Here is a 26,737-nt window from a genome sequence, read left to right as displayed (position 1 = left end):
CGTCCTGAACGGACGCCCTGACGGACGGGAGGCCCGGTGCCAGCTGGCACCGGGCCTCCCGTCCGTCGTGGAGTCGCCATCAGGGCATGGCGAGACGCATCAGGCGGGGGAGCCGGCGCGCTCACCCTCGCCCGTCCACGACCGGGTGCCGCCGTCGTGGACGGGCAACCGCGTGCGGTGCCCGACGGTCCCGCCACGGGCGCGCTCGATGGCGTCCGCTGCCGACACGAGCGTCAGGTGCGACAGCACCTGCGGGGTGTTGCCGATGTGGTGCCCGGTGGCGACGTCGATCTCCTCGGAGAGCATGCCGACGTCGTTGGCGTACCCGACGAGCACGTCCATCAGGCGCTCGGCGTCGTCGACCCGGCCGGAGGCGGCGTACTGCTCCACCAGCCAGAACGAGCACGCCAGGAACGGGTGCTCGGCGCCGGACAGCCCGTCGAAGCCGGCCGTCGTGCGGTAGCGGAGCACGAGGCCGTCGTCGCCGACCCGCAGGTCCTCCTCGATGGCGCGCACGGTGCCCGTCATCCGGGGGTCGTCGGCGCGGCAGAACCCGACCTGCGGCAGGACGAGCAGGCTCGCGTCGACCTCGTCGGTGTCGTAGTGCTGGCGGAACGAACCGCGCTCGGCGTTCCAGCCGTGCTCCTCGATCTCGGCGCGGACGGTGTCGCGCAGGGTGCGCCATCGGTCGACGGGGCCCTCGAGGCCGAACTCCTCGACAGCGGCGACCCCGCGGTCGAACGCGGCCCAGATCATCACCCGCGAGTGCGTGAAGCTGCGCCGCGGGCCGCGCATCTCCCAGATGCCGTTGTCCGGCTCCTGCCAGTGCTCCTCGACGTAGCCGAGCAGTGCCCGCTGCAGCGCCCACGAGTCGGCGTTCTCCTCGACCCCGAGCTCGCGGGCGTCGTGCAGTGCCGCGAGCACCTCGCCGAAGACGTCGCCCTGGTACTGCGTCGAGGCGCCGTTGCCGACGCGCACGGGTGTCGAGCCGAGGTACCCGGGCAGCTCGGGCAGCTCTCGTTCGGGCAGCTCGCGTTCGCCGGCGATGCCGTACATGATCTGCACGTCGGCGGGGTCACCCGCGATCGCGCGCAGCAGCCAGCCGCGCCAGTGCGTGGCCTCGTCGCGGTACCCGTGGGCGATGAGCGACGCGAGCGCGAGGGACGCGTCGCGCAGCCACACGTAGCGGTAGTCCCAGTTGCGTTCGCCACCCGGGTCCTCCGGCAGGCCCGTGGTCGCCGCGGCGACGACGCCACCGGTCTCGCCGTGGGTCATCGCGCGGAGGAACACCAGCGACCGTCGTGCGGCGTCTGCGTACCGACCGGTGGTCTGCGCCGGGGCGGTCCACGCCGTCCACCACTGCACCGTGTGGGCGAGGGCCGCGTCGACGTCGAATGGCTCCGGCGGCTCGCGGTGCGACGGGTACCAGGTGAGCACCGTGTCGAGCACGTCGCCGTCGTGGATCGTCGTGACGGCGGTGTGCCGGTGGTCGTCGGCGCGGAACTGCGGTCCCCGCACGATCACCGAGCCCGGACCGGCCGTCGCGAGCAGCGCCGGTTCGTCGTCGTCCCCGATCTGCCGGATCCACGGCAGGGCCCGCGCGTAGTCGAACCGGATCCGGAGCGTCTGCCGGAGCTCGACGGTGCCACGGAGCCCGCGCACCCGGCGGACGATCGAGGGGCGGTGCGCGCCGACGGGCATGAACTCGGTGACCTCGACCACACCGTCACGGGTGGTCCAGACGGTCGAGAGCACCAGGGTGTCGCCGTGGTACCGCCACTCGGCCGTGGCCTCGACGTCGACGGGTCGCAGGGTCCAGTGGCCGTGGTCCTCCGTGCCGAGCAGTGAGGCGAAGGTGGACGAGCTGTCGAAGCGCGGCAGGCACGCCCAGTCGATGGTCCCGTCGCGGCCGACCAGGGCAGCGGTGCCGGTGTCGCCGATCAGGGCGTGGTCCTCGATGCGGTTCGGCGGTGTGTGCGGTGCGGCTTGGTTGGGTGCAGCTTGGTGCGGCGCGGCCGGCTCGGTGCTCATGGACCGATCGAACACCCGGTGCCCGAGCGCCGCGGTCGGCGACGGGGGCTCCGGGCCGAGATCGTGATGAGGGGTCGCTCAGGCCGGGTCGGAGGCGTCGGACTCGATGATGCCGACCCGCGCGAGCTCGCTCCACAGACCGGCGCCGTCCGGTGCGTACACCCAGGGTGCCGACGAGTCACGGGAGCGTTCCTGCGCCCGCGAGCGTCCACCGGCGAGGACCGCTTCGCTCGTGGACAGCTGCCGGATGGCGACGCCCGCGACGTTGTCCGGGTGCTCCCGCGAGAAGTCGCCGTAGAGGCTCTCGTCGTGCTGTCCGTCGTCGCCGACCAGGAGCCAGCGGATGTCCGGGAAGTCCTTCGCGAGCCGGCGCAGGTTCTCCTGCTTGTGCAGTTGCCCGCTGCGGAAGAACCGGTCGTGCGTGGGACCCCAGTCGGTGAGCAGGAGCGTGCCGGACGGGTACATGTTGCGCGACAGGAAGCGCTGCAGCGTCGGGGCGACGTTCCACGCTCCGGTCGACAGGTAGACCGTCGGGGAACCGGGGTGCTGCGCGAGGATCCGCTCGTAGAGCACGGACATGCCGGGCACGGGGCGGCGGGCGTGCTCGGTCAGGACGAACGAGTTCCAGGCGGCGAGCATGGGGCGGGGGAGCGAGGTCACCATCACGGTGTCGTCGATGTCGGACAGCAGCCCGAAGCGGGTGTCCGGGTGCACGACGAACACGTCGGCCTCGACGTCGCGCCCGCCACCTGCCGACAGCCGCACCGTGCGCCAGCCGGGCTCGAGGTCGATCGGGACGATGGTGTCGACGACACCGCCACGGTCGGTCTGCACCACGTGGGAGACGCCGCCGGCGGTGACGGTGACCTCGGCGTGGTCGACGGCGACGCTCGTGAAGCTCTTCCAGCCGCGGACTCCGGCGTAGGAGACGTCCGAGGCGAGACCCCGGCGGGTGAGGAGCACACGGCAGAGGATGCGCACCCAACCGGGCGCGCCGTAGCCGGTGTACGGGACCACCGTCGGGACGAGTCCGCGACGGCGTGCACGGTGCTCGCGGAACTCCTGGACGGCGTCCTCGATGCGGGCCGCGCGGTGCAGGAGCGGCTCGGCCAACGACGGCTCGTGGGGCGTCGGGTCGGGCATGGCGTCATCCTCCCACGGGCGGCTGACGAAACCCGCGCGCTGTACAGAACTGGTGCGTCGCAACTGGTGAGTCGCAGCCACGTTCCAGGTGCGTTCTGCGAAAGTTGTCCCCGTCACACCAACCAACCGCGCTGGAGCGCAAGAGGAGAACACGTGCTCGTCACCGAGGTAACGAACGCTCTGCCGGGGGGATCATCACTGCTCAGGAACGAGCCGGTCCAAGCCCGCAGTTCGGCGCGCCTCGCCGGCCTCCTCGACGCCGCAGCCGCGGTGATCGACGAGATCGGGTTCGAACGGCTCACGACCGCCATGGTCGCCGAGCGCGCGGGGGCGTCGATCGGCACCGTCTACCGGTACTTCCCGGACCGCATCGCCGTGGTCGAGGCACTCGCGATCCGCTGCACCCAGCGGCTCGCCGCCCGCTTCGTCGAGGCGCTCGACGCCAGTGGCGCCGTGACCTGGCAGGACGCCAACGACGCGCTCATCGACATGACCGCAGAGATGTACCGCACCGAGCCCGGCTTCCGGGCCATCCGCTTCGGCGACCCGGCGGACACCGGAACGGGCGACGCGGAGGACCGCATGGGTGCGCTCGGCGCGGCCGTCGGCCAGATCATGCGCGACCGCTTCGGCCTGCCGGACGACGAGCGCATCACCCGCGCCTGGGTCGTCCTCGCCGAGTCCGGTCACGCGGTGCTGGCACGGGCACACCGCGACCGCGAGCACCCCGACACGGAGCTGATCGAGGAGTACCGCCGGATGAACCGTGCGCACCTGGAATCGGTGATCGCCGCTTCCTGACCGTCCCGTCGAACCGGCGCGACACGCCGGAGACCGAACCGACCCGCCCGCGCCTCCGAACACCGAGGCGCGGGCGTCGTCGTCCCCGCCGATCCCGTGGTTCCCGTCGGCATCCCCACCGACCTGTGCACCGCCGCGGGTCCGTCACGGATCGTCACAGCGAACCGATGTCGGCACCCCCGGGTACTCTCATCCGGAGTCGGGCTACCTCCGAACAGAAGGGCACCCCATGATCGAGTTCCGCTCGGTGCGCAAGACCTACCCGGACGGCACGACTGCGGTCGAGCACTTCGATCTGGTCATCCCGTCCCGGACCACCACCGTCTTCGTCGGATCCAGCGGCTGTGGCAAGACCACGCTGCTCCGCATGATCAACCGCATGGTCGACCCCACTTCCGGAACCGTCGAGATCGACGGCTCGGACGTCGCCGGGATCAACCCCGTCGAGCTCCGTCGCCACATCGGCTACGTCATGCAGAACTCCGGGCTGCTGCCGCACCGCAAGGTCGTCGACAACATCGCGACCGTCCCGCTGCTGACCGGCGTCTCCAAGGCCGACGCCCGCAAGCGCGCCCTCGAGCTCATGGACACCGTCGGACTCGACCGTGCCTTCGCCGACCGCTACCCGTCACAGCTCTCCGGCGGCCAGCAGCAGCGCGTCGGTGTGGCCCGCGGGCTGGCCGTCGACCCGAACATCCTGCTCATGGACGAGCCGTTCGGTGCGGTGGACCCGCTGGTGCGCAACGACCTGCAGGACGAGCTCATCCGCCTGCAGCGCGAACTCGGCAAGACCGTCGTGTTCGTGACGCACGACATCGACGAGGCGTTCAAGCTCGGCGACCAGGTCGTCATCCTCAAGAAGGGCGGCGAGATCGCCCAGCAGGGGACGCCGGCCGAGATCCTCGCCGCACCCGCCGACGACTTCGTCGCCACGTTCATCGGCGCCGGCCGCGGGCGCCGCGCGCTCCGCGTCGAGCAGACCCCGACCGGTCCGATCGTCGTCGACGGTGAAGGCCGTGCAGCGGGCGTGCTGACGGGCCCCGTCGGGGTCGTCGACGCCGCCGAGGCCGTTCCGCAGTCCGACTCCCGAGCAGCAGAGGCCGGAGCGTCCCACGACGCACCGGGTGCCCCGGCGCAGGGTGGGGGCACCCGGTGAAGTGGGTGCTGGCGAACCTCGACACGATCTGGGACAACACGGTCTCCCACCTCGCGATCGCGATCCCGCCGATCATCGTCGCGTTCCTGCTGTCGATCCCGATCGGGTGGCTGGTGGTCCGGCTGCAGCGCCCCGGTGGCTCGCGCTTCGCCTCGGGTGTGGGCAGCAGCATCGTGACCCTCGCCGGTCTGCTCTACGCCATCCCGTCGCTCGCCCTGTTCGTCGCCCTGCCGAGCATCATCGGCACCGGCCTGCAGAGCCCGATCAACGTCGTCATCGGTCTGACCTTGTACGGCCTCGCCCTGATGGTCCGTTCCACGGTCGACGGGCTGACCTCGGTCGACTCCGAGACCAAGTCCGCGTCGACCGCCATGGGCTACTCGCCGGCGCAGCGGTTCTTCCGTGTTGAGCTCCCGCTCGCCGGTCCGGTCCTGCTGGCCGGCCTCCGGGTGGTCTCGGTCTCCACGATCTCGCTGACCACGGTCGGCGCGGTCCTCGGCATCCCGAGTCTCGGCCTGCTCTTCACCGACGGCCTGGGGCGCGGGATCTACGAGGAGATCCTCTCCGGCATCGTGATGGTGCTCGTGCTCGCCTTCGCCCTCGACGGCCTCCTCGTGCTGCTCGGGCGCCTGGTCATGCCGTGGACCCGGACGAACTCGGTGTCACGCCGACAGGCTCGCCGAGTCCTGCAAGCAGCGGAGGTCTCCTCGTGATCATCGGTCAGGCCTTCGCGTGGGTGTTCGACCCCACGAACTACGGCGGGTACAACGGCATCCCCACACGACTCTGGGAGCACGTCTGGATCACCCTGCTCGCGGTGCTCATCGCCGCGGTCATCGCCGTGCCGGTCGGGTACGCGATCGGCCACACCCGCCGCGCTCGTGGCTTCTCGATCGCGGTGTCCGGCGGGGTGCGGGCGCTCCCGACGCTCGGCGTGCTCTCGCTGTTCGGGCTGCTGCTCGGCATCGGGCTGCAGGCTCCCTTGCTCGCCCTCGTCATCCTGGCGATCCCGTCGGTGCTCGCCGGTGCGTACTCCGGCATCGAGTCCGTCGACCCGGGGGTCGTCGACGCCGCGAAGGCCCAGGGCATGACCGGCTGGCAGATCCTGTGGAAGGTCGAGATCCCGCTCGGGCTCCCGCTCCTGATCGGTGGCATCCGCGCCGCGGTGCTGCAGGTCGTCGCGACGGCCACGCTCGCCGCGTACGTCGGGGCCGGTGGCCTCGGCGGGTACTTCTTCCTCGGCCTGAAGACCCAGGACTACGCCGAGATGCTCGGCGCCTCCATCCTCGTGATCGCCCTCGCGATCGCGTTCGAGATCGTGTTCGCCGTGCTGCAGCGGGCGGCGGTGCCGAAGGGCACCGCGGACCCGTCGGCCCGACAGCGTCAGGGGTCGCGTGAGCGAGCCCGCAATCCACTCCCGGAAGGAAATCCCTCGTGATCACAGCACCCAAGATCCGCGCCGGTGTCGCCGCCGCGATGGCGGTCGGCGTCGTCGCCGCCCTCGCCGGCTGCGCGTCGAGCGACCCGCTCGACAGCGGTTCCAGCGACTCGTCCGACTCGAAGACCATCGTCGTCGGTTCGCAGCAGTACTACTCGAACGAGATCATCGCCGAGCTGTACGCCCAGGTCCTCGAGAAGGACGGCTTCGACGTGAAGCGCAACTTCAACATCGGGCAGCGTGAGGTCTACATCCCGCAGCTCGAGAAGGGCGCCATCGACGTCATGCCCGAGTACAGCGGCAACCTGCTGCAGTACTTCGACAAGGACTCGGACGCCAAGACCGCCGACCAGATCGACGACGGGCTCGACACGGCCCTGCCGAAGGGCCTCCGGGTCCTCGACGAGGCCGACGCGACCGACCAGGACAGCTACACCGTCACGAAGAAGTTCTCCGAGGACAACGACGTCACGAGCCTGGCCGACCTGAAGAACGTCGACGAGAAGCTCACCGTGGGGGCCAACTCCGAGAACCAGACGCGGCCGTACGGCCCGAAGGGGCTCAAGTCGGTCTACGGCGTCGACGTCGACTTCAAGGCGATCGAGGACGGCGGCGGGGCCCTGACCGTCAAGGCGCTCAAGGACGACACCGTCCAGCTGGCCGACATCTACACCGCCGACCCGAGCATCAAGGCGAACGGCTTCGTCACGCTGAAGGACCCGGAGAACCTGATCCTGCCGCAGAACGTCGTGCCGGTCGTCTCGAAGAAGGTCAACGAGAAGGCTGCGGACGCGATCGACTCGGTCAACGAGAAGCTCACGACCGAGGCCCTGATCGAGCTCAACACCAAGAGCACGGCCGACAAGGAGAAGGCGTCCACCATCGCCGAGGACTGGCTCAAGGCCGAGGGTCTGCTGTAGCCAGAGGTTCACGAACAAAACGACAGGCGTCGGGTGTCCACCCGGCGCCTGTCGTCGTTCGTGGAGCAGGCAGCGCGAACATCCGTGCCGCACGGTTGTGCCGTGCAGGGGCCGTGCACGTTTGTGCAGAGACTGGTTCTACAAGTTGTCGAAGTGGAGTCCAGCGCGATAGCGTTGGGGTGTCCCAAGGGCTGTGACACCTGATGTATCCGTTCCACAGGAAGCAACTGACGTGCACGAACAGCGCGCGGCCACCCGTCTCGGAATCGCCGCATGAACGACCTCCTCGATCCGCTCCTCCTGTCGCGGTGGCAGTTCGGTCTGACGACCATCTACCACTTCCTCTTCGTCCCGCTGACGATCGGCATGGCAGCCGTGGTGGCCGTGTTCCAGACCGCCTGGTACCGGACCGGCCGCGCGCACTACCTGCAGCTGACGCGGTTCTTCGGGCGGATCTTCCTGATCAACTTCGCGATGGGTGTCGTGACGGGCATCGTGCAGGAGTTCCAGTTCGGCATGAACTGGTCGAACTACTCGCGCTTCGTCGGTGACGTCTTCGGCGCACCGCTCGCGCTCGAGGGGATCCTGGCGTTCTTCTTCGAAGCGGCCTTCATCGGCATCTGGATCTTCGGCTGGGACCGCCTGCCCAAGGGCCTGCACCTGGCGAGCATCTGGTGCGTGAGCGCCGGCACGATCATGTCGGCGTACTTCATCATCGCCGCGAACGCGTTCATGCAGCACCCGGTTGGCTTCGCGATGAACGAGGCCAAGGGCCGTGCGGAGCTCACCGACATCTGGGCGGTGCTCGGCAACAAGGTCGCCCTGGCCGCGTTCCCGCACACGCTCTTCGCCTGCTTCATGGTCGCCGCGGCGGTCATCATCTCGGTCGCGGCCTACCACCTGGCCCGCAACCAGAACCTCGAGACGATGCTGCCGGCGCTCAAGTTCGGCATGTGGACCATGCTCGCTGCCGGCGCGCTGACCGTCCTGACCGGCGACCAGCTCGGCCTGACGATGGTCGACACGCAGCCGATGAAGATGGCGGCGGCCGAGGCGCTGTACAACACCGCGACCGGCAAGGACGCCTCGTTCTCGATCTTCACGCTCGGCACGCCCGACGGCGTGCACGAGCTGTTCTCGATCCGGGTGCCGTACCTGCTGTCGTTCCTGTCGACGCACACGTTCAACGGCACGGTCGAGGGCATCAACGACCTGCAGGCGCAGTACACGCAGGTGTACGGCCCCGGCGACTACAAGCCGATCATCTGGGTCACCTACTGGTCGTTCCGCTGGATGATCGCCCTCGGCGTCGGCGCGGTCATGGTCTCGCTGGTCGGGCTGTGGCTGACCCGCAAGGGCCGGTTCCCGACGCAGCGCTGGGTGTGGCGCATCGCCACCTGGACGGTGCCGCTGCCGATGGCCGCGATGATCGTCGGCTGGGTCTTCACCGAGATGGGCCGCCAGCCGTGGCTCGTGTTCGGGCTGCTCCAGACGAAGGACGGTGTGTCGCCGAACGTGACCGGACTCGAGGTCCTCATCTCGCTGCTGGTCTTCACCCTGATCTACGGCTCGCTGGCCGTCGTCGAGTTCAAGCTCATCAAGAAGGTCGCGCAAGAGGGGCCCGCCGACCCGGACGAGGTCGACGAGGAGACCGGCGAGGTCAAGCACGAAGTGACGGTCTACTAGAAATGGACGCTGCCTGATGGATCTCCCCGTTCTCTGGTTCGCGATCGTCGGCGTCTTCTTCGTCGGCTACTTCGTCCTCGACGGATTCGACTTCGGTGTCGGCATGTCCCTGCCGTTCCTCGGCAAGGACGACACCGACCGTCGGGTCCTCATCAACACCATCGGCCCGGTCTGGGACCTCAACGAGACCTGGGTCATCGTCGCCGGGGCGTGCCTGTTCGCGGCGTTCCCGGAGTGGTACGCCACGATGTTCTCCGGGTTCTACCTGGCGCTGCTGCTCATCCTCGCTGCACTCATCCTGCGAGGGGTGTCGTTCGAGTACCGGCACCAGAACAAGCACCTCGAGTGGAAGCGCCGCTTCGACCTGATGATCATCGTCGGCAGTGCCGTGCCGTCGTTCCTGTGGGGCGTCGCGTTCGGCAACGTCGTCCGTGGCATCCCGATGGACGCCGGGCACAACTACACCGGCACGATCTTCGACCTGCTCAACCCGTTCGCGCTGCTGACCGGTGCCGCGACGCTGCTGGTGTTCTTCACCCACGGGGTCGTCTTCGTCGCGCTGAAGACCGAGGGCGACATCCGCGTCCGCGCCAAGCGCCTGGCGACCCGGGCCGGCATCGTCACGATCGTCGTCGGCGCCGCGTTCCTGGTGTCGATGGCCTTCGTCCGGGCCACCCCGGCCTCGCTGGTGCTCTCCGTGGTCGCCGCCCTGGCCCTGGTGCTCGCCGTGCTCTGCAACGCCTGGGGCAAGGAGGGGCGTGCCTTCACCCTGATGGCGGTCACCATCGCCGCGATCGTGCTCGCGATGTTCACGGCGATCTTCCCCGACGTGATGCCGGCCTCGAACGACGTCGCGAACAGCCTGAACGTGTACAACGCCTCGTCCGGGTCGTACACGCTGACCGTGATGAGCTGGGTCGCGCTGATCTTCGTGCCCCTGGTCTTCGCGTACCAGGCCTGGACCTACTGGGTGTTCCGCAAGCGCGTCTCCCGCGCCCACGTCACCGCGGCCGCGCACTAGGCAGACGACGATGAAGCCCCTCGACCCCCGACTCCTGCGGTTGTCCCGGACGGCGCGCGGCTTCATCGTCGCCGCCGCCGGCACGGGTGTCCTCCGCACGCTCGCGACAATCGCGATCGCGTGGGGGATCGCCGCGGCCGTCACCCTCGGGGTCGACGCCGTCGGCGACGGCACGGTGCCGGCGGCGTTCGGGCAGGCGCTCGCGCTGCTCGGCGGGGCGTTCGTCCTGCGTGCGGTGGCCGCGTGGGCGACCGACGACCTGGCGGCGCGCGCAGCGGCGAAGGTGAAGAGCGAGATGCGCACGACGGTGCTCGCCCGCGCCGCCGAGCGCGGTCCGTCGTGGCTCGCGGGCCGGTCGAGCGCCGGCTTCGCCACCACGCTCGGCCCCGGGCTCGACGCACTCGACGCCTACTTCGGCCGGTACCTGCCGCAGCTCGCGCTCACCGCGATCGCGACGCCGATGCTCCTGGTCGCGATCGGCCTGGGCGACCTGACGAGCGGGCTGATCATCCTCTTCGCCCTGCCCGTGATCCCGGTCTTCATGATCCTGATCGGCCTGGCCACGCAGTCGCTGCAGCGGAAGCAGTCGGACGCCCTCGCGAAGCTGGGTGGTGCCTTCACCGAGGCCGTCGAGGGGCTCGCCACGCTCAAGGTCTTCGGCCGTGCGCGCCGCCAGGTCGGTCGCATCGGGGCGGTCACCGACGAGTACCGCCGCGGCACGATCGGCGTCCTCCGGCTGTCGTTCGTGAGCGGCTTCGCGCTCGAGCTCGCCGCGAGTCTGTCCGTCGCACTGGTCGCCGTCTCGATCGGCATCCGCCTGGTGGACGGCTCGCTCGGCCTCGGTGCCGCGATGTTCGTGCTCGTGCTGGCACCGGAGGCCTTCGCCCCGATCCGCCAGGTCGGCGCCGACTTCCACGCCGCCCAGGACGGCGTCGAGGCCTCGGCCGCGGTGCTCGACGTGCTGGCCGACGACGACGGTGACGCCCCGGCCCCCGACCGCAGCAGCCGAAGCCAAAGCGGCGGGAGCGGGACCGGGACCGACGGCGCCGACACGGACGCCGTCACGCCCGCCACCACCGTGGACGTCCGAGGACTCGACGTCCGCGGACTCACCGTCCGCCGACCCGACGTCGTGATCGGACCGTTCGACCTGCACGCCGAGCCCGGCACCGTCGTCGTGCTGGCCGGCCCGAGCGGTTCCGGCAAGTCGAGCATCATCGCCGCACTCCGCGGTGTCCTTCCGCACGACGGCGTCGTCACCGTGCCCGGCCCGGCCGGTGCCTCCGTCGCCGAGCGCACCACCTGGGCCGACCAGCGGCCGCGTCTCGTCCGCGGGACGATCGCCGAGAACGTCGCGCTCAGCGCGACCCCCGACGACGCCGACGTGCGCACCGCCCTGGGCGACGCGGGGCTGGGACTCGACCCGGGCCTCCCGGTCGGCGCCGGTGGCAGCGGACTGTCCGGCGGCCAGGCACAGCGTGTCGCCGTCGCCCGCGCGCTGTACCGCGCACGCCGCGCCGCCACGCCCCTCGTGCTGCTCGACGAGCCGACGTCCGCGCTGGACGCCGAGGCCGAGGAACGCGTCATCGCGGCCGCCCGTGCCCTGGCGGCCGACGGCGTCGTCGTCGTGGTCGCCAGCCACCGACCCGCGGTCGTCGCCGCGGCGGACGTCCGCGTGGACGTCGGCGCCGGCGGGTCCGTGACGGTCCGCAGGGGGGTGCGCGCATGAGCCGGGAGGCCCGTGGCGGCTCCGTCCTGCGGCTCGCGATGCCGCACGGGTCGGGTTGGGCGAAGGCGGTCGCCGCCGGGTCGTTCAGCGCGGTCTGCGCCGTCGCGCTCCTCGCCGCGAGCGGCTACCTGATCACCCGTGCCGCCGAGCACCCGCCGATCCTGTACCTGACGCTCGTGATGGTCGGCGTGCGTGCCTTCGCGCTGGGGCGTGCCGTGCTCCGGTACGTCGACCGGCTCGCCGGGCACGACGCGTCCTTCCGGCAACTGGCCGTGGTGCGGACGGAGATGTACCGGCGGCTGGCGTCGATCGCTCCCGCCGGACTCGGGCGGACCGGACGCGGCGACCTCATGACGCGCCTGGTGACCGACACCGACCGGCTGCAGGACCTGCCGATCCGCGTCGTCGGGCCGCTCGTCTCCGCCGGGGTCGTCGCGGTGCTGTCGGTCGTCGCCGTGGCGCTCGTGTCGGTGCCGGCGGCGCTCGTACTCGTCCTCGCGCTGGCGGTCGCGGCCCTGGTCGGCACGATCGTCACCCGGGCCATCGCCGAGCGCTCGGACCGCGAGACCGCCGCCGACCGGGGTCGCGTCGCGGACCTGGTGCTCGACACCGTCCGGACGCTCGACGTCTTCGCCGCGTACGGCACCCTCGACGAGCGGCTCGCGCACATCGCCCGGCTCGACGCGGGTGTCACCCGGGCCGTCCGGCGCCGTGGCACGGTCGAGTCGCTCGTCGGTGCCCTGGTCGGCCTGGTCGGTGGCGGTGCGGTGATCGGGATCCTCGCCGTCGGTGCCCCCGCCGTGGTGTCCGGTGCGCTCGACGGTCCGCTCTGGGCACTGGCTGTCTTCGTGCCGCTGGCGCTCTTCGAGGTCGTCGGGACCGTCCCGCTCGCCGTCCTGACGCTCCGCCGGGTGCGTGCTGCGGCCGAACGGGTCGAGCAGGTCGTGCCCGCCGAGGTGCCCGTCGGCATCGTCCCCGAGCCCGACGAGGACGCCGACCCGGCGTCGCTCGTGGTCGAGGGGCCGGTCACGCTCGCCGTGCAGGACCTGACCGTCCGCTGGCCCGGTGCTGCCGAGCGTGCAGTCGACGGGGTCTCGTTCACGCTCGCCCCCGGCGAGGTCGTCGTGCTCGAGGGGCCGAGCGGTGCCGGCAAGTCGACCCTGGTCGACGCGCTCGTCCGGTTCGTGGAGCACGAGGGTTCCTACACGCTCGACGGCGTCGAGGCGAGGGCGATGCACCCCGACGCGGTGCGAGCCCGGGTCGGCCTGATCGAACAGGACCCGTTCGTGTTCGACCAGTCGGTGCGGCAGAACCTGCTCTTCGCCCGTGAGACCGCGACCGACGACGAACTGCTCGCCGTGCTCGACCGGGTCGGCCTGGGGGAGTGGGTCGTCCGGCGAGGCGGGCTGGACGCCTCGGTCGGGGAGCGCGGCGTGCTCGTGTCCGGCGGCCAGGCGCACCGGCTCGCGCTCGCCCGCGCACTGCTGCACGCGTTCCCGGTGCTGGTGCTCGACGAACCGACCGCAGACGTCGACCCGGACCTCGGTGACACCGTGCTGCGTGACCTCGTCACCACGGCCCGCGCAGCGGGCCGGACAGTCGTCATCGTCTCGCACGTCCCGGTGGCGCCGGACCTGGTCGACCGCACCCTGCGGATGCGGGACGGACGCCTGCTCGCCGGGTGAGCCGACAGGCGGACGCGGGACGGGCCTCCCGGCTTGTATCGTTGACGACCGTGACCACCGAGCAGCACGCCGAGGACCCGAACGCCTACGACTTCCGTCGTATCCAGGAGAAGTGGCAGCCCCGCTGGGAAGAGCTCGGGCTCTTCACCACCGACCTCGACGACACCCGTCCGCGCAAGTACATCCTCGAGATGTTCCCGTACCCGTCCGGCGACCTGCACATGGGGCACGCCGAGAACTGGGCGCTCGGGGACTTCGTCGCGCGCTACTGGCGTCAGCAGGGCTTCAACGTGCTGCACCCGATCGGCTGGGACTCGTTCGGGCTGCCCGCCGAGAACGCGGCGATCAAGCGCGGGGTGGACCCGAAGGACTGGACCTACGCGAACATCGAGCAGCAGAAGGCGTCCTTCAAGCGCTACGCGCCGTCGTTCGACTGGACCACCGAGATCCACACCTCGGACCCCGAGTACTACAAGTGGAACCAGTGGCTGTTCCTGAAGATGTACGAGAAGGGCCTGGCGTACCGCAAGGACAGCTGGGTCAACTGGGACCCGGTGGACCAGACCGTGCTCGCGAACGAGCAGGTCCTGCCCGACGGCACCTCGGACCGCTCCGGCGCCGTCGTCGTGAAGAAGAAGCTCACGCAGTGGTACTTCAAGATCACCGAGTACGCCGACCGGCTGCTCGACGACCTGAACCAGCTCGAGGGGCGGTGGCCGGCGAAGGTCATCGCGCAGCAGCGCAACTGGATCGGCCGCTCGGTCGGTGCCGACGTCGACTTCGTGATCGAGGGCCGCGACGAGCCCGTCACGGTCTTCACCACCCGTCCGGACACGATCCACGGGGCGACGTTCCTGGTCGTCGCGCCGGACTCCGACCTGGCGGCTGAGCTGGTCGCCGACCCGTCGGTGCCGGCCTCGGTCCGTGACGACTTCGACGCCTACCTGACGGCGACGCAGAAGACGTCCGAGATCGACCGGCAGAACGCCGACCGTCCGAAGACCGGCGTGCCGCTCGGCCGGTCCGCGATCCATCCGCTCACGGGGGAGCGCCTGCCCATCTGGGCCGCCGACTACGTGCTCGCCGACTACGGCCACGGCGCCGTGATGGCCGTGCCCGCGCATGACCAGCGCGACCTCGACTTCGCGCGGGCGTTCGACCTGCCCGTCAAGGTGGTCGTCGACACGAACGCCGCCGTCACCGGGGCGATCCCGGTCATCCCCGAGGGGGCGACGCTCGACGACTTCGACGTGCCGACCCTCGACCCGGTCGCCACCGGCGAAGCGCTGACCGGTCAGGGCCGGATGATCAACTCCGGGCCGCTCGACGGCATGTCGAAGCAGCACGCCATCACCGCTGCCATCGCGCTGCTCGAGGAGCGCGGCACCGGCCGTGCCGCCAAGACCTACCGCCTGCGCGACTGGCTCATCTCGCGCCAGCGCTTCTGGGGCACCCCGATCCCGATCATCCACGGCGCCGACGGCACCGAGCACCCGGTGCCCGAGGACCAGCTGCCGATCGTGCTGCCCGACACCGAGGGGCTCGACCTCAAGCCCAAGGGCACGTCCCCGCTCGGTGGCGCGACCGACTGGGTGAACGTCCCGAACCCCGTCGACGGCACGCCCGCGCTCCGCGACACCGACACGATGGACACCTTCGTCGACTCGTCGTGGTACTTCCTGCGGTTCCTGTCGGCGAACGACGACACCCAGGCGTTCGATCCGGCAGCCGCGCGCCGCTGGGCTCCGGTCGACCAGTACATCGGCGGCATCGAGCACGCGATCCTGCACCTGCTCTACGCCCGCTTCGTCACGAAGGTCCTGTTCGACCTCGGGTACCTCGACTTCACCGAGCCGTTCTCGGCGCTGCTCAACCAGGGCATGGTGCTGTCCGGTGGCTCGAAGATGTCGAAGTCGAAGGGCGGCGTCTCGCTCGGCGACGAGCTCGACGCGAACGGCGTCGACGCCATCCGACTGGTGATGGGCTTCGCCGGCCCGCCGGAGGACGACATCAACTGGGAGGACGTCTCCCCGTCCGCCTCGGCTCGCTTCCTGGCGCGGGCGTACCGCCTGGCGCTCGACGTCACGTCCGCACGCGACGTCGTGTGGGCCGACGGCGACCGGGCTCTCCGCCAGGTCACGCACCGGTTCCTCGCCGACGCCCCCGGGATGATGGAGTCGTTCAAGTTCAACGTCGTGATCGCGCGACTGATGGACCTGGTAAACGTCACCCGCAAGGCGATCGACAGCGGCCCCGGTGCCGGTGACCCCGCCGTGCGCGAGGCCGTCGAGACCATCGCGCTCGGGCTGAGCGTCTTCGCGCCGTACACCGGCGAAGAGATGTGGGAGCGGCTGGGCTACGAGGCCACCGTCGCCACGTACGGCTGGCGGAAGGCCGACCCGACGCTGCTCGTGCAGGAGACCCTGACCGCCGTCGTACAGGTCAACGGCAAGGTGCGTGACTCGTTCGAGGTGTCGAAGTCGATCGAGGCGGACGAGCTCGAGCAGCTCGCACGGTCGTCGGCGAACGTGCAGCGGTACATCGGTGACCGCGAGATCGTGAAGGTGATCGTCCGGGCGCCGAAGCTCGTGAACATCGCCATCAAGGGGTAGCGACCGTCGCTGGCGTCGTCCCTCACAGCAGGGGCGTTCGCGGCACCCGTCCACGGGTGTGACCTCCGGAGCCCGGCCGATCGTCCGGGCTCCGTAGCGTTCGGGACATGTCGTCCCCGTCGTCTCCCGGGCCCTGGTGGTCCCGTCTCGCGCTGTCACCGCGGGCCGCCGTGGTGCTGGCGGCGGTCGTGGTGGTGGTCGCCGTCGTCGTGGTGCTCGTCGGGGCGCTGGTGTCGGGTGGTGGCGAGGGCGCTGGAGGAACGGGCGGGGTCGTCGTGCGTGGGGCGCCGACGGCCGGTGCGGCGTCGGGCGGCCCGTCGCCGTCGGCTGGTGCGTCTGCCGGTGCTGCTCCGTCCGCTCCTGGTGCCGGGCGCGTCGTGGTGCACGTGCTCGGGGCGGTGCGGCGGAGCGGTGTCGTCGAGCTGCCGGCATCGAGCCGGGTCGGTGACGCGCTCGAACGTGCCGGTGGGGCCACCGACGACGCCGACCTCGACCGGCTGAACCTGGCCCGGGTGCTGACGGACGGCGAGCGGTTGTACGTGCCGCGGGTCGGGCAACAGGAGGTGCCCGAGGCGCTCGGGCCGATGGCAGACGGTGCTGCCGCCGGGCCGACTGCCACCGCCGGAGCCGGGAGCGGCGGTGGCTCGGCGGGCACCGGGGGCGAGGAGTCCGCCGTCGTCGACCTGAACACCGCCGACCAGACCGCGCTCGAGACCCTGCCCGGCATCGGACCGGGGCTGGCCGGGCGGATCATCGCCTGGCGTGACGAGCACGGCCGGTTCACCGCGGTCGAGGACCTGCTCGACGTCAGCGGCATCGGCGACGTGCGCTTCGCCGAGCTCCGCGATCGCGTGCGGGTCTGAGGGGCGACGGTGCAGCTCGCGCCCAGTGCGATCGACCTGCGGGTCGCGGTGCCGGTGGCCGTCGCCTGGATCGCGACCGCCGTGCTCATCGGCGTGCCCGACGTGGCACCCGTGGTCGGTGGGGCTGCGGCGCTCCTGACCGGCGTCAGCGGGATCGTGCTCCGGTGGCGGTGGGGCACCGGGATCGTGGTGGTCGTCGCCGGGCTGCTGCTCGTCGCGGGGGCCCTGACGACGCTGCTCGCGGTGTCGGTCACCGTGGGGGAGTCCCGGCGGGCCCCGGAACCGCTCCGTGCGCTCGTCGCGGGTCCGGGGGCGGGGCGCGTCAACGTCGAGGCGGTGCTGACCCGCGACCTCGTGCCGGGTGACCGCTCCGTCACCGCGACGCTCGTGCGCGCCGACGAGCTCGACGGGCTCCGCGTGCCGATCCGACTCGTCCCCGACCAGCACGGCGGTGCACCGGGTGCCGTGCTGGCAGCCGGTGCCCGGGTCGCCGTGACCGCCGCCGTGCAGCCGGACGAACCCGGATCGGCGACCGCGTTCGTGGCGTTCCTCCGTGGCATGCCGTCGTCGGTGCCGCCCGACGGACTGCTCGGCGCCACCGACACCGCGCGACAGGCCTTCGTGCGGGCCACTGCCGACCTGCCGCAGCCCGGAGCAGCACTGCTGCGCGGACTCGCGATCGGGGACCGCTCCGGCCTCGACCCGACGACCGAGGCGGCGATGGAGACCTCGGCGCTGACGCACCTGACGGCGGTGTCCGGGGCGAACTGCGCGGTGGTGGTTGGGCTGGTCGTGGTCCTCGGCCGCGCCTGGGGGCTGCCGAGAGGACCCCGAGCGGCGGCGGCCGTCGGCGTGCTCCTGGTGTTCGTCGTGCTCGTGCGGCCCGACCCCTCGATCGTCCGGGCGACGGTGATGGCGATCGTGGTGCTCGTCGTGCACCTGGCCGGTCGACCGGTACGGGGCGTCCCGCTCATCGCCCTCGCCGCGGTCGGCATGCTCGTCGTCGACCCCTGGTTCGCCCGGTCGTTCGCGTTCGCCCTGTCCGTGCTCGCCACGAGCGGGATCGTGGTGCTCGGCCCGCCGCTCACCGAGCTCCTGGCGCGTCGTGTGTGGCCGCCGCTCGCCGCGGCACTCGCGATCCCCGTCGCGGCGCAGGTGGCGTGCTGGCCGGTGACGATCCCGCTGTCGGCGGCGCTCCCGACCTACGCGGTGCCGGCGAACCTGCTGGCGGAGCCGTTCGCGCCGGTCGTCACGGTGGTCGGACTCGCCGCGTGTGGCCTCGCTCCGGTGTGGCCGGTGGGTGCGCAGGGGCTCGCGGCCGTCGCGTGGGTCCCGGCCGCCGCCGTCGGAGGCATTGCTCACGGGGCAGCCGCCCTGCCGTACGCCTCGGCACCCTGGCCGGCCGGTGTGCTCGGTGTGGCCGCCGCCGTGCTCGTGTGCGGCTGCATCGCGGTCGCCGTGCTGGTCCGGGGGCAGCTCGGCTCCCGGCTGCTGCTCGCGGCGGGGGTGGTGGTCGTGGTCGGTGTCGCAGCGGTCACCGTGCCGGTGCTCGTCGTCCGGGGCTCGGTACCCGGCGACTGGTCGGTCGCCGCGTGCGACGTCGGGCAGGGGGACGCCGTGCTCCTCCGCGGTGACGACGCCGTCGCGCTCGTGGACACCGGCGACGACGAGGAACGGCTCCGGGCGTGCCTGGACCTGCTCGGGGTCACCCGGATCGACCTGCTCGTCCTGACGCACTTCGACCGCGACCACGTGGGCGCGGTGGGCGCGGTGGCCGGCACCGTCGAGACCGCCCTGGTCGGACCCGTCGGACGTGCGTCGGACGAACGGGTGGTCGACGACCTCCGACGTGCCGGTGTCGACGTGCGGACGGCCGACGACCGTGTCTCCGGAACCCTCGGGCCGCTCGCCTGGCGTGTGGTGTGGCCGCTGGTCGGCGACCGTGCCGCCGGCAACGACGCGAGCATCGTGCTGGCCACGGGGCCGGCCGACGGAGACTCCTGTCCGGCGTGCCTGACCGGGGTCTTCCTCGGCGACCTGGGGGAGTCGTCGCAGCGTCGGCTCCGGAACGCCGGGGAGCTGCCGGTGGGGCCGATCGACGTCGTGAAGGTGGCGCACCACGGCTCGGCGGACCAGGACCCGCAGCTCTACCGGGGGCTCACGGCGCGGGTCGGGCTCGTCGGGGTCGGCGCGGACAACACCTACGGACACCCGACGGCATCGGCCCTCGGCATGCTCGAGGCCGTGGGCACGCTGCCGCTCCGCACCGACGAGCTCGGCACCGTGGTGCTCGCCCGGTCCGGCAGCGACGAGGTGCGTGTGTGGACGGAGCGCTCGTCGTCGGCGGCCGCCCGTAGGATCGACGGTGCACCACTCGACCCGGCACCGTCCGGGCCGGCACCACCGGAAGGACCACATGGCCGCCAAGAAGCCCGCGCGCGCCGCAGCGAAGATCGACCAGGTGCCCTGGTCGGGGATCCGTCCGGCGCCCGTCGTGCTCATCACCGGACCCGAAGCGTTCCTCGCCGACCGCGCCCGCGGTGTGCTGAAGGACCTGCTGCAGGGCGAGGACCCCGCGCTCGAGGTGCACGACCTCGAAGCCGACCAGTACGCCCCCGGGCTCCTCGCGACCCTCGCCAGCCCGTCGCTGTTCGGCGAGCCGCGACTCGTGCAGGTCACGAACGTCGAGAAGTGCACCGACGCCTTCATCACCGAGACGATCTCGTACCTGCAGGCCCCCGCCGACGACGTCACCCTGGTGCTCCGGCACGGGGGTGGTGTCCGCGGCAAGAAGCTCCTCGACACGATCCGCAGCGGTGTCGGCGGCGGGGTCGAGGTGCTGTGCGACGAACTCAAGCGCGAGACCGACCGCATCGACTTCGTGAACGCCGAGTTCCGCGCCGCACGCCGCCGGATCGCGCCCTCCGCCGTCCGGACCCTGGTGACCGCGTTCGCCGACGACCTCGCCGAACTCGCCGCCGCGTGCCGACAGCTCCTGGCGGACGAGGCCGAGGAGATCACCGACAAGGTCGTTGACAAGTACTACGGCGGTCGCGTCGAGACGAACGCGTTCAAGGTCGCCGACATCGCCCTCGCGGGACGGTCGGCACCGGCGATCGTCGAGCTGCGGCACGCCCTGGCCACCGGGGAGGCACCCGTGCCGATCGTCGCCGCGTTCGCGAGCAAGATCCGCACGATGGCGAAGGTCAGCGCCTTCCGGGGTCCGAGCGGGCAGGCGGCCTCGGCGCTCGGCATGGCGCCGTGGCAGGTGCAGCGCGCGCAGCGTGACGTCGCCGGCTGGAGCGAGTCCGGGCTGGCGAACGCGATCATCAGCATCGCCGAGGCGGACACCGCGGTGAAGGGTGGCTCGCGCGACGCGCACTACGCGCTCGAGGTCATGGTCCGCACCATCGCCCGACGCGGCGAGCCCCGCTGAGGCGAGCCCCGCTGAGGCGAGCCCCGCTGAGGCGAGCCCCGCTGAGGCGAGTCGGGACTCCCGGCCGTCCCTCGCGCCGGTCGGCCGGCACTTCGTGAGCAGAAACGGGCGAGTGCGCCCTCGCGACCCGACCGTTCCTGCTCACGAAGCGAACCAGAAGCCCCACACACGACGAAGGCCCCGCACCAACGGTGCGGGGCCTTCGGACCAGAAGGGTCAGGACGTCAGAGCGACGAGACCTTCTTCGCGATGGCCGACTTGCGGTTCGCGGCCTGGTTCTTGTGGATGACACCCTTGCTCACGGCCTTGTCGAGCTTCTTCGACGCGAGGGCCAGGGCGGCAACGGCCTTGTCCTTGTCACCGGCGGCGACGGCGTCGTTGGCACGACGGATGTGCGTCTTGAGCTCCGACTTGTACGCCTTGTTGCGCTCGGTGGCCTTGAGGTTGGTCTTGATGCGCTTGATCTGCGACTTGATGTTCGCCATGAATTGCTCCTGCTCGTCTCGTACGGGTGGGCGCGACCGCAGGGTAGAGGGGCCCTTGGTCGCATCGCGTTCCACCCGTGGGCGGGGAACGCGGAAGCCAGCCACCAACACTACCAGGCAAGCGGGCTGCCACCAAAGCACGAAACACCGCCGGATCGGCGGAAGCCCGCGGCCGACCGCGCCGAAACCCCACGGCAACACGCACCGGATACCGTGACGGACATGCCCTCCCTCGCACCGCGCATCGACACCGTGCCCGCCTCCGGCATCCGGAGGGTCTTCGAGCAGGCAGCCCTGCTGCAGTCGAGCGGCACCGACGTCACGATGCTCGTGATCGGCGAGCCGGACGTCCCGGTGGCGCCGCACATCGGTGAGGCAGCCCGTCGTGCCTGGACCGAGGACCGCACCGGGTACACCCCGAACGGCGGGATCGCGCCCCTCCGTGAAGCCGTCCGCGACAAGCTCCGCCGTGAGAACCGGATCGAGGCCGACCTCGAGCAGATCTGGATGACGATCGGCGCGACGCAGGCGTTGTTCCAGGCGATGACGCTGACGCTGAGCCCGGGCGACGAGGTCCTCGTGCCGGACCCCGGCTACACGACCTTCACGATGAACGCCCACATCATCGGCGCGACCCCGGTGCCGTACCGGCTGGAGCCGCAGCACGGGTTCGAACCCGACCTGCAGGCCCTCGAGGCGAGCGTCACCGAGCGCACCCGGGTCCTGATCGTCAACTCGCCGTCGAACCCGCTCGGCTCGGTCTTCGGCGAGGAGACCCTGCGCGCGCTGCTGGCCTTCGCGAAGCGGCACGACCTCTGGGTCATCAGCGACGAGGTCTACGAGTACTTCACCTACGGCACCCGGCACGTCAGCCTGGCCGCGCTCGACGAGGACGACCGCGTGTTCTCGGCGTTCTCGCTCAGCAAGACGTACGCGATGACCGGCGTCCGCGTCGGCTACCTCGTCACGCCGAAGGGACTCGGCGCGACGATGCGGACCACGCAGGAGGCCATGATCAGCTGCGTCGCCGAACCCGACCAGTACGCGGCCCTCGCGGCGATCGTGGGGGACCACTCCGCGGTGCGCGACGCTCGGGAGCACTACCGCGCGAACCTCGAGGTCGCGAAGGAGACGCTCGACGCCGCCGGCATCCGGTACCTCGACCCGCGCGGGGCGTTCTACCTGTGGGTCGACATGTCGCACTCCTCCGACGGGGACATCGCCGAGTGGGCGCTCGGGTTCCTGCAGCGCGAGCGGGTCGCCGTCGCACCGGGCAGCGCCTTCGGACGCACCGGCGAGGGCTGGATCCGCGTCTGCCTCGCAGCCACCGCGGAGGACCTCCGGCGCGGCCTCGGTGCCCTGCCGGCTCCGGCGCACGCGACCGTCTGACGCGCGGTCCACACGGCCAGGAGGCCCGGTGCCGGTCGGCAGGACGGCGCACGGTGCGTGGTCCTCCACCTGGTGCGAGGCTGCTCGCCCCGTGCCGCGCAGCATCCGGTCACCGGGCGGTCGACTGCGCACGGCCCCGCCGCCCTCGCACCGTGCGGGGTCCAGCACGCCGGCGCGAGGGCGCACCGAACAAGCACCGAACGCGCACCGAACGCGCACCGAACCCGCACCGTGCGTGGCGGACGCGCGCCGTGCCTCCAGGTCGGGTGAAGCGTGGGAGACTGTTGCGACCGTCCGACCCACCTGAGGAACCGTGAGCCCACAAGCATCCGCACCGCTGGAGCCCGCAGCGACCCCGGCCGACGCGATCCGCAACTTCTGCATCATCGCGCACATCGACCACGGCAAGTCGACGCTGGCCGACCGCATGCTGTCGATCACCGGCATCGTCGAGGACCGCGCGATGCGTGCGCAGTACCTCGACCGCATGGACATCGAGCGCGAGCGCGGCATCACGATCAAGTCGCAGGCCGTGCGCATGCCGTGGGAACTCGACGGTGAGACCTTCGCGCTGAACATGATCGACACCCCCGGGCACGTCGACTTCTCGTACGAGGTCTCGCGCTCCCTGGCCGCCTGCGAGGGCGCGATCCTGCTCGTCGACGCCGCCCAGGGCATCGAGGCGCAGACGCTCGCGAACCTGTACCTGGCGCTCGAGAACGACCTCGAGATCATCCCGGTCCTCAACAAGATCGACCTCCCGGCGGCCGAACCGGACAAGTACGCCGCCGAGCTCGCACAGCTCATCGGTGGCAAGCCCGAGGACGTCCTCCGGGTGTCCGGCAAGACCGGCGTCGGCGTGCCGGAGCTCCTCGACCTGGTCGTCCGTCGTGTTCCGGCCCCCGTCGGCGACGCCGAGGCGGCGCCCCGCGCGATGATCTTCGACTCGGTCTACGACAGCTACCGCGGCGTCGTCACCTACGTCCGCATGATCGACGGCACCATCTCGCCCCGCGAGAAGGTCCAGATGATGTCGACCAAGTCGACGCACGAGATCCTGGAGATCGGGGTCTCGAGCCCGGAGCCGAAGCCCACGAAGGGGCTGTCCGTCGGCGAGGTGGGCTACCTGATCACCGGTGTGAAGGACGTCCGCCAGTCCAAGGTCGGCGACACCGTCACGAGCGCGCAGAAGCCCGCGACCCAGGCGCTGCCCGGCTACACGGACCCGAAGCCGATGGTGTTCTCGGGCCTGTACCCGATCGACGGCAGCGACTACCCGGTGCTCCGCGAGGCGCTCGACAAGCTCAAGCTCTCCGACGCCGCACTGGTCTACGAGCCGGAGACCTCGGTCGCGCTCGGCTTCGGGTTCCGCTGCGGGTTCCTCGGACTGCTGCACCTCGAGATCATCACCGAGCGGCTGTCCCGCGAGTTCGGCCTCGACCTCATCACCACGGCCCCGAGCGTCATCTACGAGGTCACGACCGAGGACAACGCCGTGACCGAGGTCACGAACCCCTCGGAGTTCCCGACCGGGCGCATCGTCGAGGTCCGCGAGCCGATGGTCCGCGCCGCGATCCTGGCCCCGAAGGACTACGTCGGCGCGATCATGGAGCTCTGCCAGCAGCGCCGCGGCTCCCTGCTCGGCATGGAGTACCTCGGCGAGGACCGCGTCGAGATCCGCTACGAGATGCCCCTCGGCGAGATCGTCTTCGACTTCTTCGACCAGCTGAAGAGCAAGACCCAGGGCTACGCGTCGCTCGACTACGAGCCCACCGGCGACCAGGCCGCCGACCTCGTCAAGGTCGACATCCTGCTGCAGGGCGACCAGGTCGACGCCTTCAGCGCGATCGTGCACCGCGACAAGGCGTACGCCTACGGCACGCTCATGACGGAGCGGCTGCGCAAGCTCATCCCGCGCCAGCAGTTCGAGGTCCCGATCCAGGCTGCCATCGGCGCCCGCATCATCGCCCGCGAGAGCATCCGCGCGATGCGCAAGGACGTCCTGGCGAAGTGCTACGGCGGTGACATCACCCGCAAGCGCAAGCTCCTCGAGAAGCAGAAGGAGGGCAAGAAGCGCATGAAGACCATCGGTCGGGTCGAGGTCCCGCAGGAGGCCTTCATCGCGGCGCTCTCCGGCGACGTCGAAGAGAAGAAGAAGTAGCGCCGCGTCAGCCGGTTTCGCGCTGAGCGACACCTCACGCACGGCGACCGCCGTGATCTGTCGGTGAGCGCGAAAGCCCGGTGCGCGGTCAGCCGGTCCGGCGGGCGCGAGCCCGCAGGGCGGCCAGGCAGAGGGCCGGGAGGCTCGCTGCGGCCAGTCCCGCCAGTGCGGTCCGCAGGATGGCCCAGTGGGCAGCCGCGTCGAAGTCGGTCTGATCGCCGGAGGCCACCCCGGCGACCACGGCGCCGACGACCATCGCGAGTGTCAGGACCGCGAGGACCAGCGGCAGCCGGCGGCCGCGATCACGCCGCACCGCCGACACCAGCACAGCACCGAACAGCAGCACCCCCGCGCCGGCGCAGCTCGCCCCCACAGCGGCGATGACGTTCGCGGTGTCGAAGCCGTTCCAGGCCTCGGGGGCGATCGCGGCGGTGGCGTACCGGGCGGGCGACGCTGCGGCCGAGGTCGTCACGTCCACCAGCACCCGGGCGGTCGCCGCCACGCCGAACGCGAGGAGCGTGAGCGCGGCGAGGACGGCGGTCCGGCGGTCGACGGACCGCGGGCGGGCGGGGGTGTGGCGGGGCACCTGCTGACGATACCCGCGGGGCGGACGGTTGTCGGGCCTCCAGTTCGGGGTGCACGGCGGACGGGCCGATCAGGCGGAGGTGAGCGGGCATCGGTTCGATCCGGGGCGGCCCGTCCAAGTACCATGGCGGCATGAGCATCCGCGGGAGCTACCGGACCGCCCTGACGTACGGCGCGGTGGGGGCGACCCAGGCGTCGGACCTCATGACCTACCCGCCGGACGGCTTCACGCCGGCCGAGTCGCGCGCGCGGATCGGACACGGCGACCAGCGGTTCGAGACCGCCGTCGTGCAGGCACTGACGTGGCAGATCCAGGAGCGCAGCGGTGTCCGCGTGCGCGTCGAGGAGCAGCCCGACGACGACGAGGTCCGGTACAACCCGGTGACCTTCGACGACGACGGTGTGCCGATCGCCCCGGCGTCCATCGGGACGCCCCGGGTCGAGAAGTTCGCCCCCGACGGCACCCCGCTGCTGACGGCGGGCACCAGCGCGACGCTGACGATCCACGCGTTCGGGCAGACCGTGCTGGCGCCGGTGCGCGTCGTGTCGATCATCGACGAGCACGACCGCAAGGGGTTCGCCTACGGCACGCTCGAGGGGCACCCGCTCTCCGGCGAGGAGTCGTTCGTCGTCGAGCGCACCCCGGACGGCTCGGTGTGGCTGCAGGTCCGGCAGTTCTCGCAGCCGGCGAGCCGGAAGTGGCGCTTCGTGGCGCCGTTCGTGCGGCGGCAGCAGAAGGTCATGGCGGAGAAGTACCTGGCGGCGCTGCGGGGCGACTAGGCGTCTGGTCGCTCGGTCGCGGTCTCCCGCTCCCGCTCCCGCTCCCGCTCCCGCTCCCGCTCCCGCTCCCGCTCCCGCTCCCGCTCCCGCTCCTGCTCCTCAGCGGAGCGGTGGGAGTGCGGCGATCGCGTCCTCGATGAGGGCGGCGTCCTGCTGGCAGTCGCGCGCGACGGTCACGGCGTTCGTGTGCCGCAGCGCATCGACGTCGTAGACACCCGTCGCCACGGCCAGGAAGGGGATGCCCGCGGCGTCCGCGGCCTCGCCGTCGCGCGGGGTGTCGCCGACGATGACCGCCCGGGTGCCGACCAGTTCCGCGGCGGCGCGCAGGGTGACCCCGGCCCGCTCGACCTCGGTGTCCCCGAAGTACGAGTGCTCCCAGTCAAAGACGTCGGCGTCGAACCCGGCACCGGTGAGCTTCACCCGGGCGCGGTACTCGGAGTTGCCGGTGAGCAGGCCGTTGCGCCACCCGAGCTCGGCGAAGCGGGTCAGGAGCGCCTTCGCCCCGGGGACGGGGCTGCGGTGGTCGCCGGAGGCGTGCCGTTCGGCGGTCAGGTCGTGCAGGTGCCGGCTGACCGAGGGGATCAGGGTGTCCTCGAACGCGTGGGCGCGCACGTGCTCGGCGATGAGCCCGGCGTCGGTCCGACCGTGCTGGTGCCCGACCCGCAGGGTGAGGTCGCGGCCAACCGCCCGCTCGAGGGCGAGGTGGTAGAGGTTGCCCGGGGACGACGCGTTCATCACGAGGGTGCCGTCGATGTCCCACAGGACCGTGGTGGGGACGGGATGGTGCTCCATGGCTCCCATCATGACGGACAATGG

Annotated in this window: 21 protein-coding genes and 1 pseudogene; 16 read left to right on the top strand and 6 right to left on the bottom strand. The window is 71.3% G+C overall.

Annotated features, from left to right (window positions below):
• Positions 1-99: 99 nt before the first annotated feature.
• Together DEJ06_RS09570 and DEJ06_RS09565 are read right to left on the bottom strand one after the other, a co-directional pair.
• The gene (locus DEJ06_RS09570) at positions 100-2,031 is read right to left on the bottom strand and encodes a glycoside hydrolase family 15 protein (RefSeq protein ID WP_111039136.1); all 1,932 of its coding nucleotides are present in this window, start codon (positions 2,029-2,031) and stop codon (positions 100-102) included.
• A gap of 78 nt (positions 2,032-2,109) precedes the next feature.
• Complete coding sequence (locus DEJ06_RS09565; protein WP_110864632.1) at positions 2,110-3,174, bottom strand: App1 family protein; 1,065 nt, start codon at positions 3,172-3,174, stop codon at positions 2,110-2,112.
• 153 nt (positions 3,175-3,327) lie between these two features.
• Between DEJ06_RS09565 and DEJ06_RS09560 the strand changes: the two genes are divergently transcribed.
• From DEJ06_RS09560 to holA, 13 genes and pseudogenes are all read left to right on the top strand, one after another.
• Positions 3,328-3,975, top strand: a complete 648-nt coding sequence (locus tag DEJ06_RS09560) for a TetR/AcrR family transcriptional regulator (RefSeq protein WP_111039135.1) — start codon at positions 3,328-3,330, stop codon at positions 3,973-3,975.
• A gap of 229 nt (positions 3,976-4,204) precedes the next feature.
• Entirely contained in the window at positions 4,205-5,131 is a 927-nt protein-coding gene (locus DEJ06_RS09555; protein WP_027465271.1) for an ABC transporter ATP-binding protein, read from the top strand.
• Positions 5,128-5,844 (top strand): ABC transporter permease, encoded by a 717-nt coding sequence (locus DEJ06_RS09550; protein ID WP_110864634.1) that lies wholly within the window; start codon positions 5,128-5,130, stop codon positions 5,842-5,844. The genes DEJ06_RS09555 and DEJ06_RS09550 overlap by 4 nt, the downstream gene beginning before the upstream one ends.
• Positions 5,841-6,569, top strand: coding sequence for an ABC transporter permease (locus tag DEJ06_RS09545; RefSeq protein WP_071405717.1), 729 nt, complete (start codon positions 5,841-5,843; stop codon positions 6,567-6,569). Before DEJ06_RS09550 ends, DEJ06_RS09545 begins: the two co-directional genes overlap by 4 nt.
• A complete protein-coding gene (locus DEJ06_RS09540) occupies positions 6,566-7,489 on the top strand; it encodes an ABC transporter substrate-binding protein (protein WP_110864635.1) in 924 nt (307 codons plus the stop codon). The genes DEJ06_RS09545 and DEJ06_RS09540 overlap by 4 nt, the downstream gene beginning before the upstream one ends.
• Before the next feature lie 273 nt (positions 7,490-7,762).
• Positions 7,763-9,175 (top strand): cytochrome ubiquinol oxidase subunit I, encoded by a 1,413-nt coding sequence (locus DEJ06_RS09535; protein WP_071405716.1) that lies wholly within the window; start codon positions 7,763-7,765, stop codon positions 9,173-9,175.
• Positions 9,176-9,191: 16 nt separating this feature from the next.
• The gene (gene cydB / locus DEJ06_RS09530; RefSeq protein WP_110864636.1) at positions 9,192-10,196 is read left to right on the top strand and encodes a cytochrome d ubiquinol oxidase subunit II; all 1,005 of its coding nucleotides are present in this window, start codon (positions 9,192-9,194) and stop codon (positions 10,194-10,196) included.
• Positions 10,197-10,206: 10 nt separating this feature from the next.
• Positions 10,207-11,925, top strand: a complete 1,719-nt coding sequence (gene cydD / locus DEJ06_RS09525; RefSeq protein WP_111039134.1) for a thiol reductant ABC exporter subunit CydD — start codon at positions 10,207-10,209, stop codon at positions 11,923-11,925.
• Positions 11,922-13,610 carry a thiol reductant ABC exporter subunit CydC gene (cydC, locus tag DEJ06_RS09520; RefSeq protein ID WP_111039133.1) on the top strand — a complete coding sequence of 563 codons (1,689 nt, stop codon included), beginning with the start codon at positions 11,922-11,924 and terminating at the stop codon, positions 13,608-13,610. The genes cydD and cydC overlap by 4 nt, the downstream gene beginning before the upstream one ends.
• 50 nt (positions 13,611-13,660) lie before the next feature.
• On the top strand, positions 13,661-16,222 hold the full coding sequence (gene leuS, locus DEJ06_RS09515; protein ID WP_111023137.1) for a leucine--tRNA ligase: 2,562 nt from the start codon (positions 13,661-13,663) through the stop codon (positions 16,220-16,222).
• A gap of 107 nt (positions 16,223-16,329) precedes the next feature.
• Positions 16,330-17,085: a ComEA family DNA-binding protein gene (locus tag DEJ06_RS09510; RefSeq protein WP_111039132.1), complete on the top strand. Its 756-nt coding sequence runs from the start codon at positions 16,330-16,332 to the stop codon at positions 17,083-17,085.
• Positions 17,086-17,643: 558 nt separating this feature from the next.
• A pseudogene (locus tag DEJ06_RS18585) lies at positions 17,644-18,876 on the top strand (ComEC/Rec2 family competence protein); the annotation flags it as partial.
• A 625-nt stretch (positions 18,877-19,501) separates the two neighbouring features.
• Positions 19,502-20,521: a DNA polymerase III subunit delta gene (holA, locus tag DEJ06_RS18580; RefSeq protein WP_027465301.1), complete on the top strand. Its 1,020-nt coding sequence runs from the start codon at positions 19,502-19,504 to the stop codon at positions 20,519-20,521.
• Here the strand turns inward: holA and DEJ06_RS18710 are convergent.
• Together DEJ06_RS18710 and rpsT are read right to left on the bottom strand one after the other, a co-directional pair.
• The gene (locus tag DEJ06_RS18710) at positions 20,481-20,612 is read right to left on the bottom strand and encodes a pentapeptide repeat-containing protein (RefSeq protein WP_181436828.1); all 132 of its coding nucleotides are present in this window, start codon (positions 20,610-20,612) and stop codon (positions 20,481-20,483) included. The two genes, holA and DEJ06_RS18710, sit on opposite strands and share 41 nt — an antisense overlap.
• Positions 20,613-20,745: 133 nt before the next feature.
• On the bottom strand, positions 20,746-21,006 hold the full coding sequence (gene rpsT / locus DEJ06_RS09490) for a 30S ribosomal protein S20 (protein ID WP_017886662.1): 261 nt from the start codon (positions 21,004-21,006) through the stop codon (positions 20,746-20,748).
• 222 nt (positions 21,007-21,228) lie between these two features.
• Between rpsT and DEJ06_RS09485 the strand changes: the two genes are divergently transcribed.
• Both DEJ06_RS09485 and lepA read left to right on the top strand, forming a co-directional pair.
• Positions 21,229-22,395: a pyridoxal phosphate-dependent aminotransferase gene (locus tag DEJ06_RS09485; protein WP_111039169.1), complete on the top strand. Its 1,167-nt coding sequence runs from the start codon at positions 21,229-21,231 to the stop codon at positions 22,393-22,395.
• Positions 22,396-22,708: 313 nt separating this feature from the next.
• Positions 22,709-24,556 (top strand): translation elongation factor 4, encoded by a 1,848-nt coding sequence (gene lepA / locus DEJ06_RS09480; RefSeq protein ID WP_017886664.1) that lies wholly within the window; start codon positions 22,709-22,711, stop codon positions 24,554-24,556.
• An 88-nt stretch (positions 24,557-24,644) separates the two neighbouring features.
• Here the strand turns inward: lepA and DEJ06_RS09475 are convergent, their stop codons facing one another.
• Positions 24,645-25,142: a hypothetical protein gene (locus DEJ06_RS09475; RefSeq protein WP_111039129.1), complete on the bottom strand. Its 498-nt coding sequence runs from the start codon at positions 25,140-25,142 to the stop codon at positions 24,645-24,647.
• Positions 25,143-25,273: 131 nt separating this feature from the next.
• Here DEJ06_RS09475 and DEJ06_RS09470 point away from each other — a divergent pair, with 131 nt between their 5' ends.
• Positions 25,274-25,921 (top strand): DUF1990 family protein, encoded by a 648-nt coding sequence (locus DEJ06_RS09470; protein ID WP_035808235.1) that lies wholly within the window; start codon positions 25,274-25,276, stop codon positions 25,919-25,921.
• Between the two features lie 99 nt (positions 25,922-26,020).
• On the opposite strand, the gene DEJ06_RS09460 is transcribed toward DEJ06_RS09470, so the two are convergent.
• Positions 26,021-26,713 (bottom strand): HAD family hydrolase, encoded by a 693-nt coding sequence (locus tag DEJ06_RS09460; RefSeq protein WP_181436827.1) that lies wholly within the window; start codon positions 26,711-26,713, stop codon positions 26,021-26,023.
• Between the last annotated feature and the right edge of the window lie 24 nt (positions 26,714-26,737).

It is taken from the genome of Curtobacterium sp. MCLR17_051, assembly GCF_003234395.1.
GTDB classification, from domain to species: Bacteria; Actinomycetota; Actinomycetes; order Actinomycetales; family Microbacteriaceae; genus Curtobacterium; species Curtobacterium flaccumfaciens.
The sequence above is the reverse complement of the archived record's forward strand: the minus strand, read 5'-3'. Positions and strand labels throughout refer to the sequence as shown.

Bases quoted from the DNA above. Each gene is read 5' to 3' on its own strand.
- DEJ06_RS09485 (WP_111039169.1), top strand. From the start codon at position 21,229: ATGCCCTCCCTCGCACCGCGCATCGACACCGTGCCCGCCTCCGGCATC.
- holA (WP_027465301.1), top strand. From the start codon at position 19,502: ATGGCCGCCAAGAAGCCCGCGCGCGCCGCAGCGAAGATCGACCAGGTG.
- rpsT (WP_017886662.1), bottom strand. From the start codon at position 21,006: ATGGCGAACATCAAGTCGCAGATCAAGCGCATCAAGACCAACCTCAAG.
- cydC (WP_111039133.1), top strand. From the start codon at position 11,922: ATGAGCCGGGAGGCCCGTGGCGGCTCCGTCCTGCGGCTCGCGATGCCG.
- DEJ06_RS09565 (WP_110864632.1), bottom strand. From the start codon at position 3,174: ATGCCCGACCCGACGCCCCACGAGCCGTCGTTGGCCGAGCCGCTCCTG.
- DEJ06_RS09470 (WP_035808235.1), top strand. From the start codon at position 25,274: ATGAGCATCCGCGGGAGCTACCGGACCGCCCTGACGTACGGCGCGGTG.
- DEJ06_RS09460 (WP_181436827.1), bottom strand. From the start codon at position 26,713: ATGGAGCACCATCCCGTCCCCACCACGGTCCTGTGGGACATCGACGGC.
- DEJ06_RS09570 (WP_111039136.1), bottom strand. From the start codon at position 2,031: ATGAGCACCGAGCCGGCCGCGCCGCACCAAGCTGCACCCAACCAAGCC.
- cydD (WP_111039134.1), top strand. From the start codon at position 10,207: ATGAAGCCCCTCGACCCCCGACTCCTGCGGTTGTCCCGGACGGCGCGC.
- DEJ06_RS09510 (WP_111039132.1), top strand. From the start codon at position 16,330: ATGTCGTCCCCGTCGTCTCCCGGGCCCTGGTGGTCCCGTCTCGCGCTG.
- cydB (WP_110864636.1), top strand. From the start codon at position 9,192: ATGGATCTCCCCGTTCTCTGGTTCGCGATCGTCGGCGTCTTCTTCGTC.
- DEJ06_RS09535 (WP_071405716.1), top strand. From the start codon at position 7,763: ATGAACGACCTCCTCGATCCGCTCCTCCTGTCGCGGTGGCAGTTCGGT.
- DEJ06_RS09555 (WP_027465271.1), top strand. From the start codon at position 4,205: ATGATCGAGTTCCGCTCGGTGCGCAAGACCTACCCGGACGGCACGACT.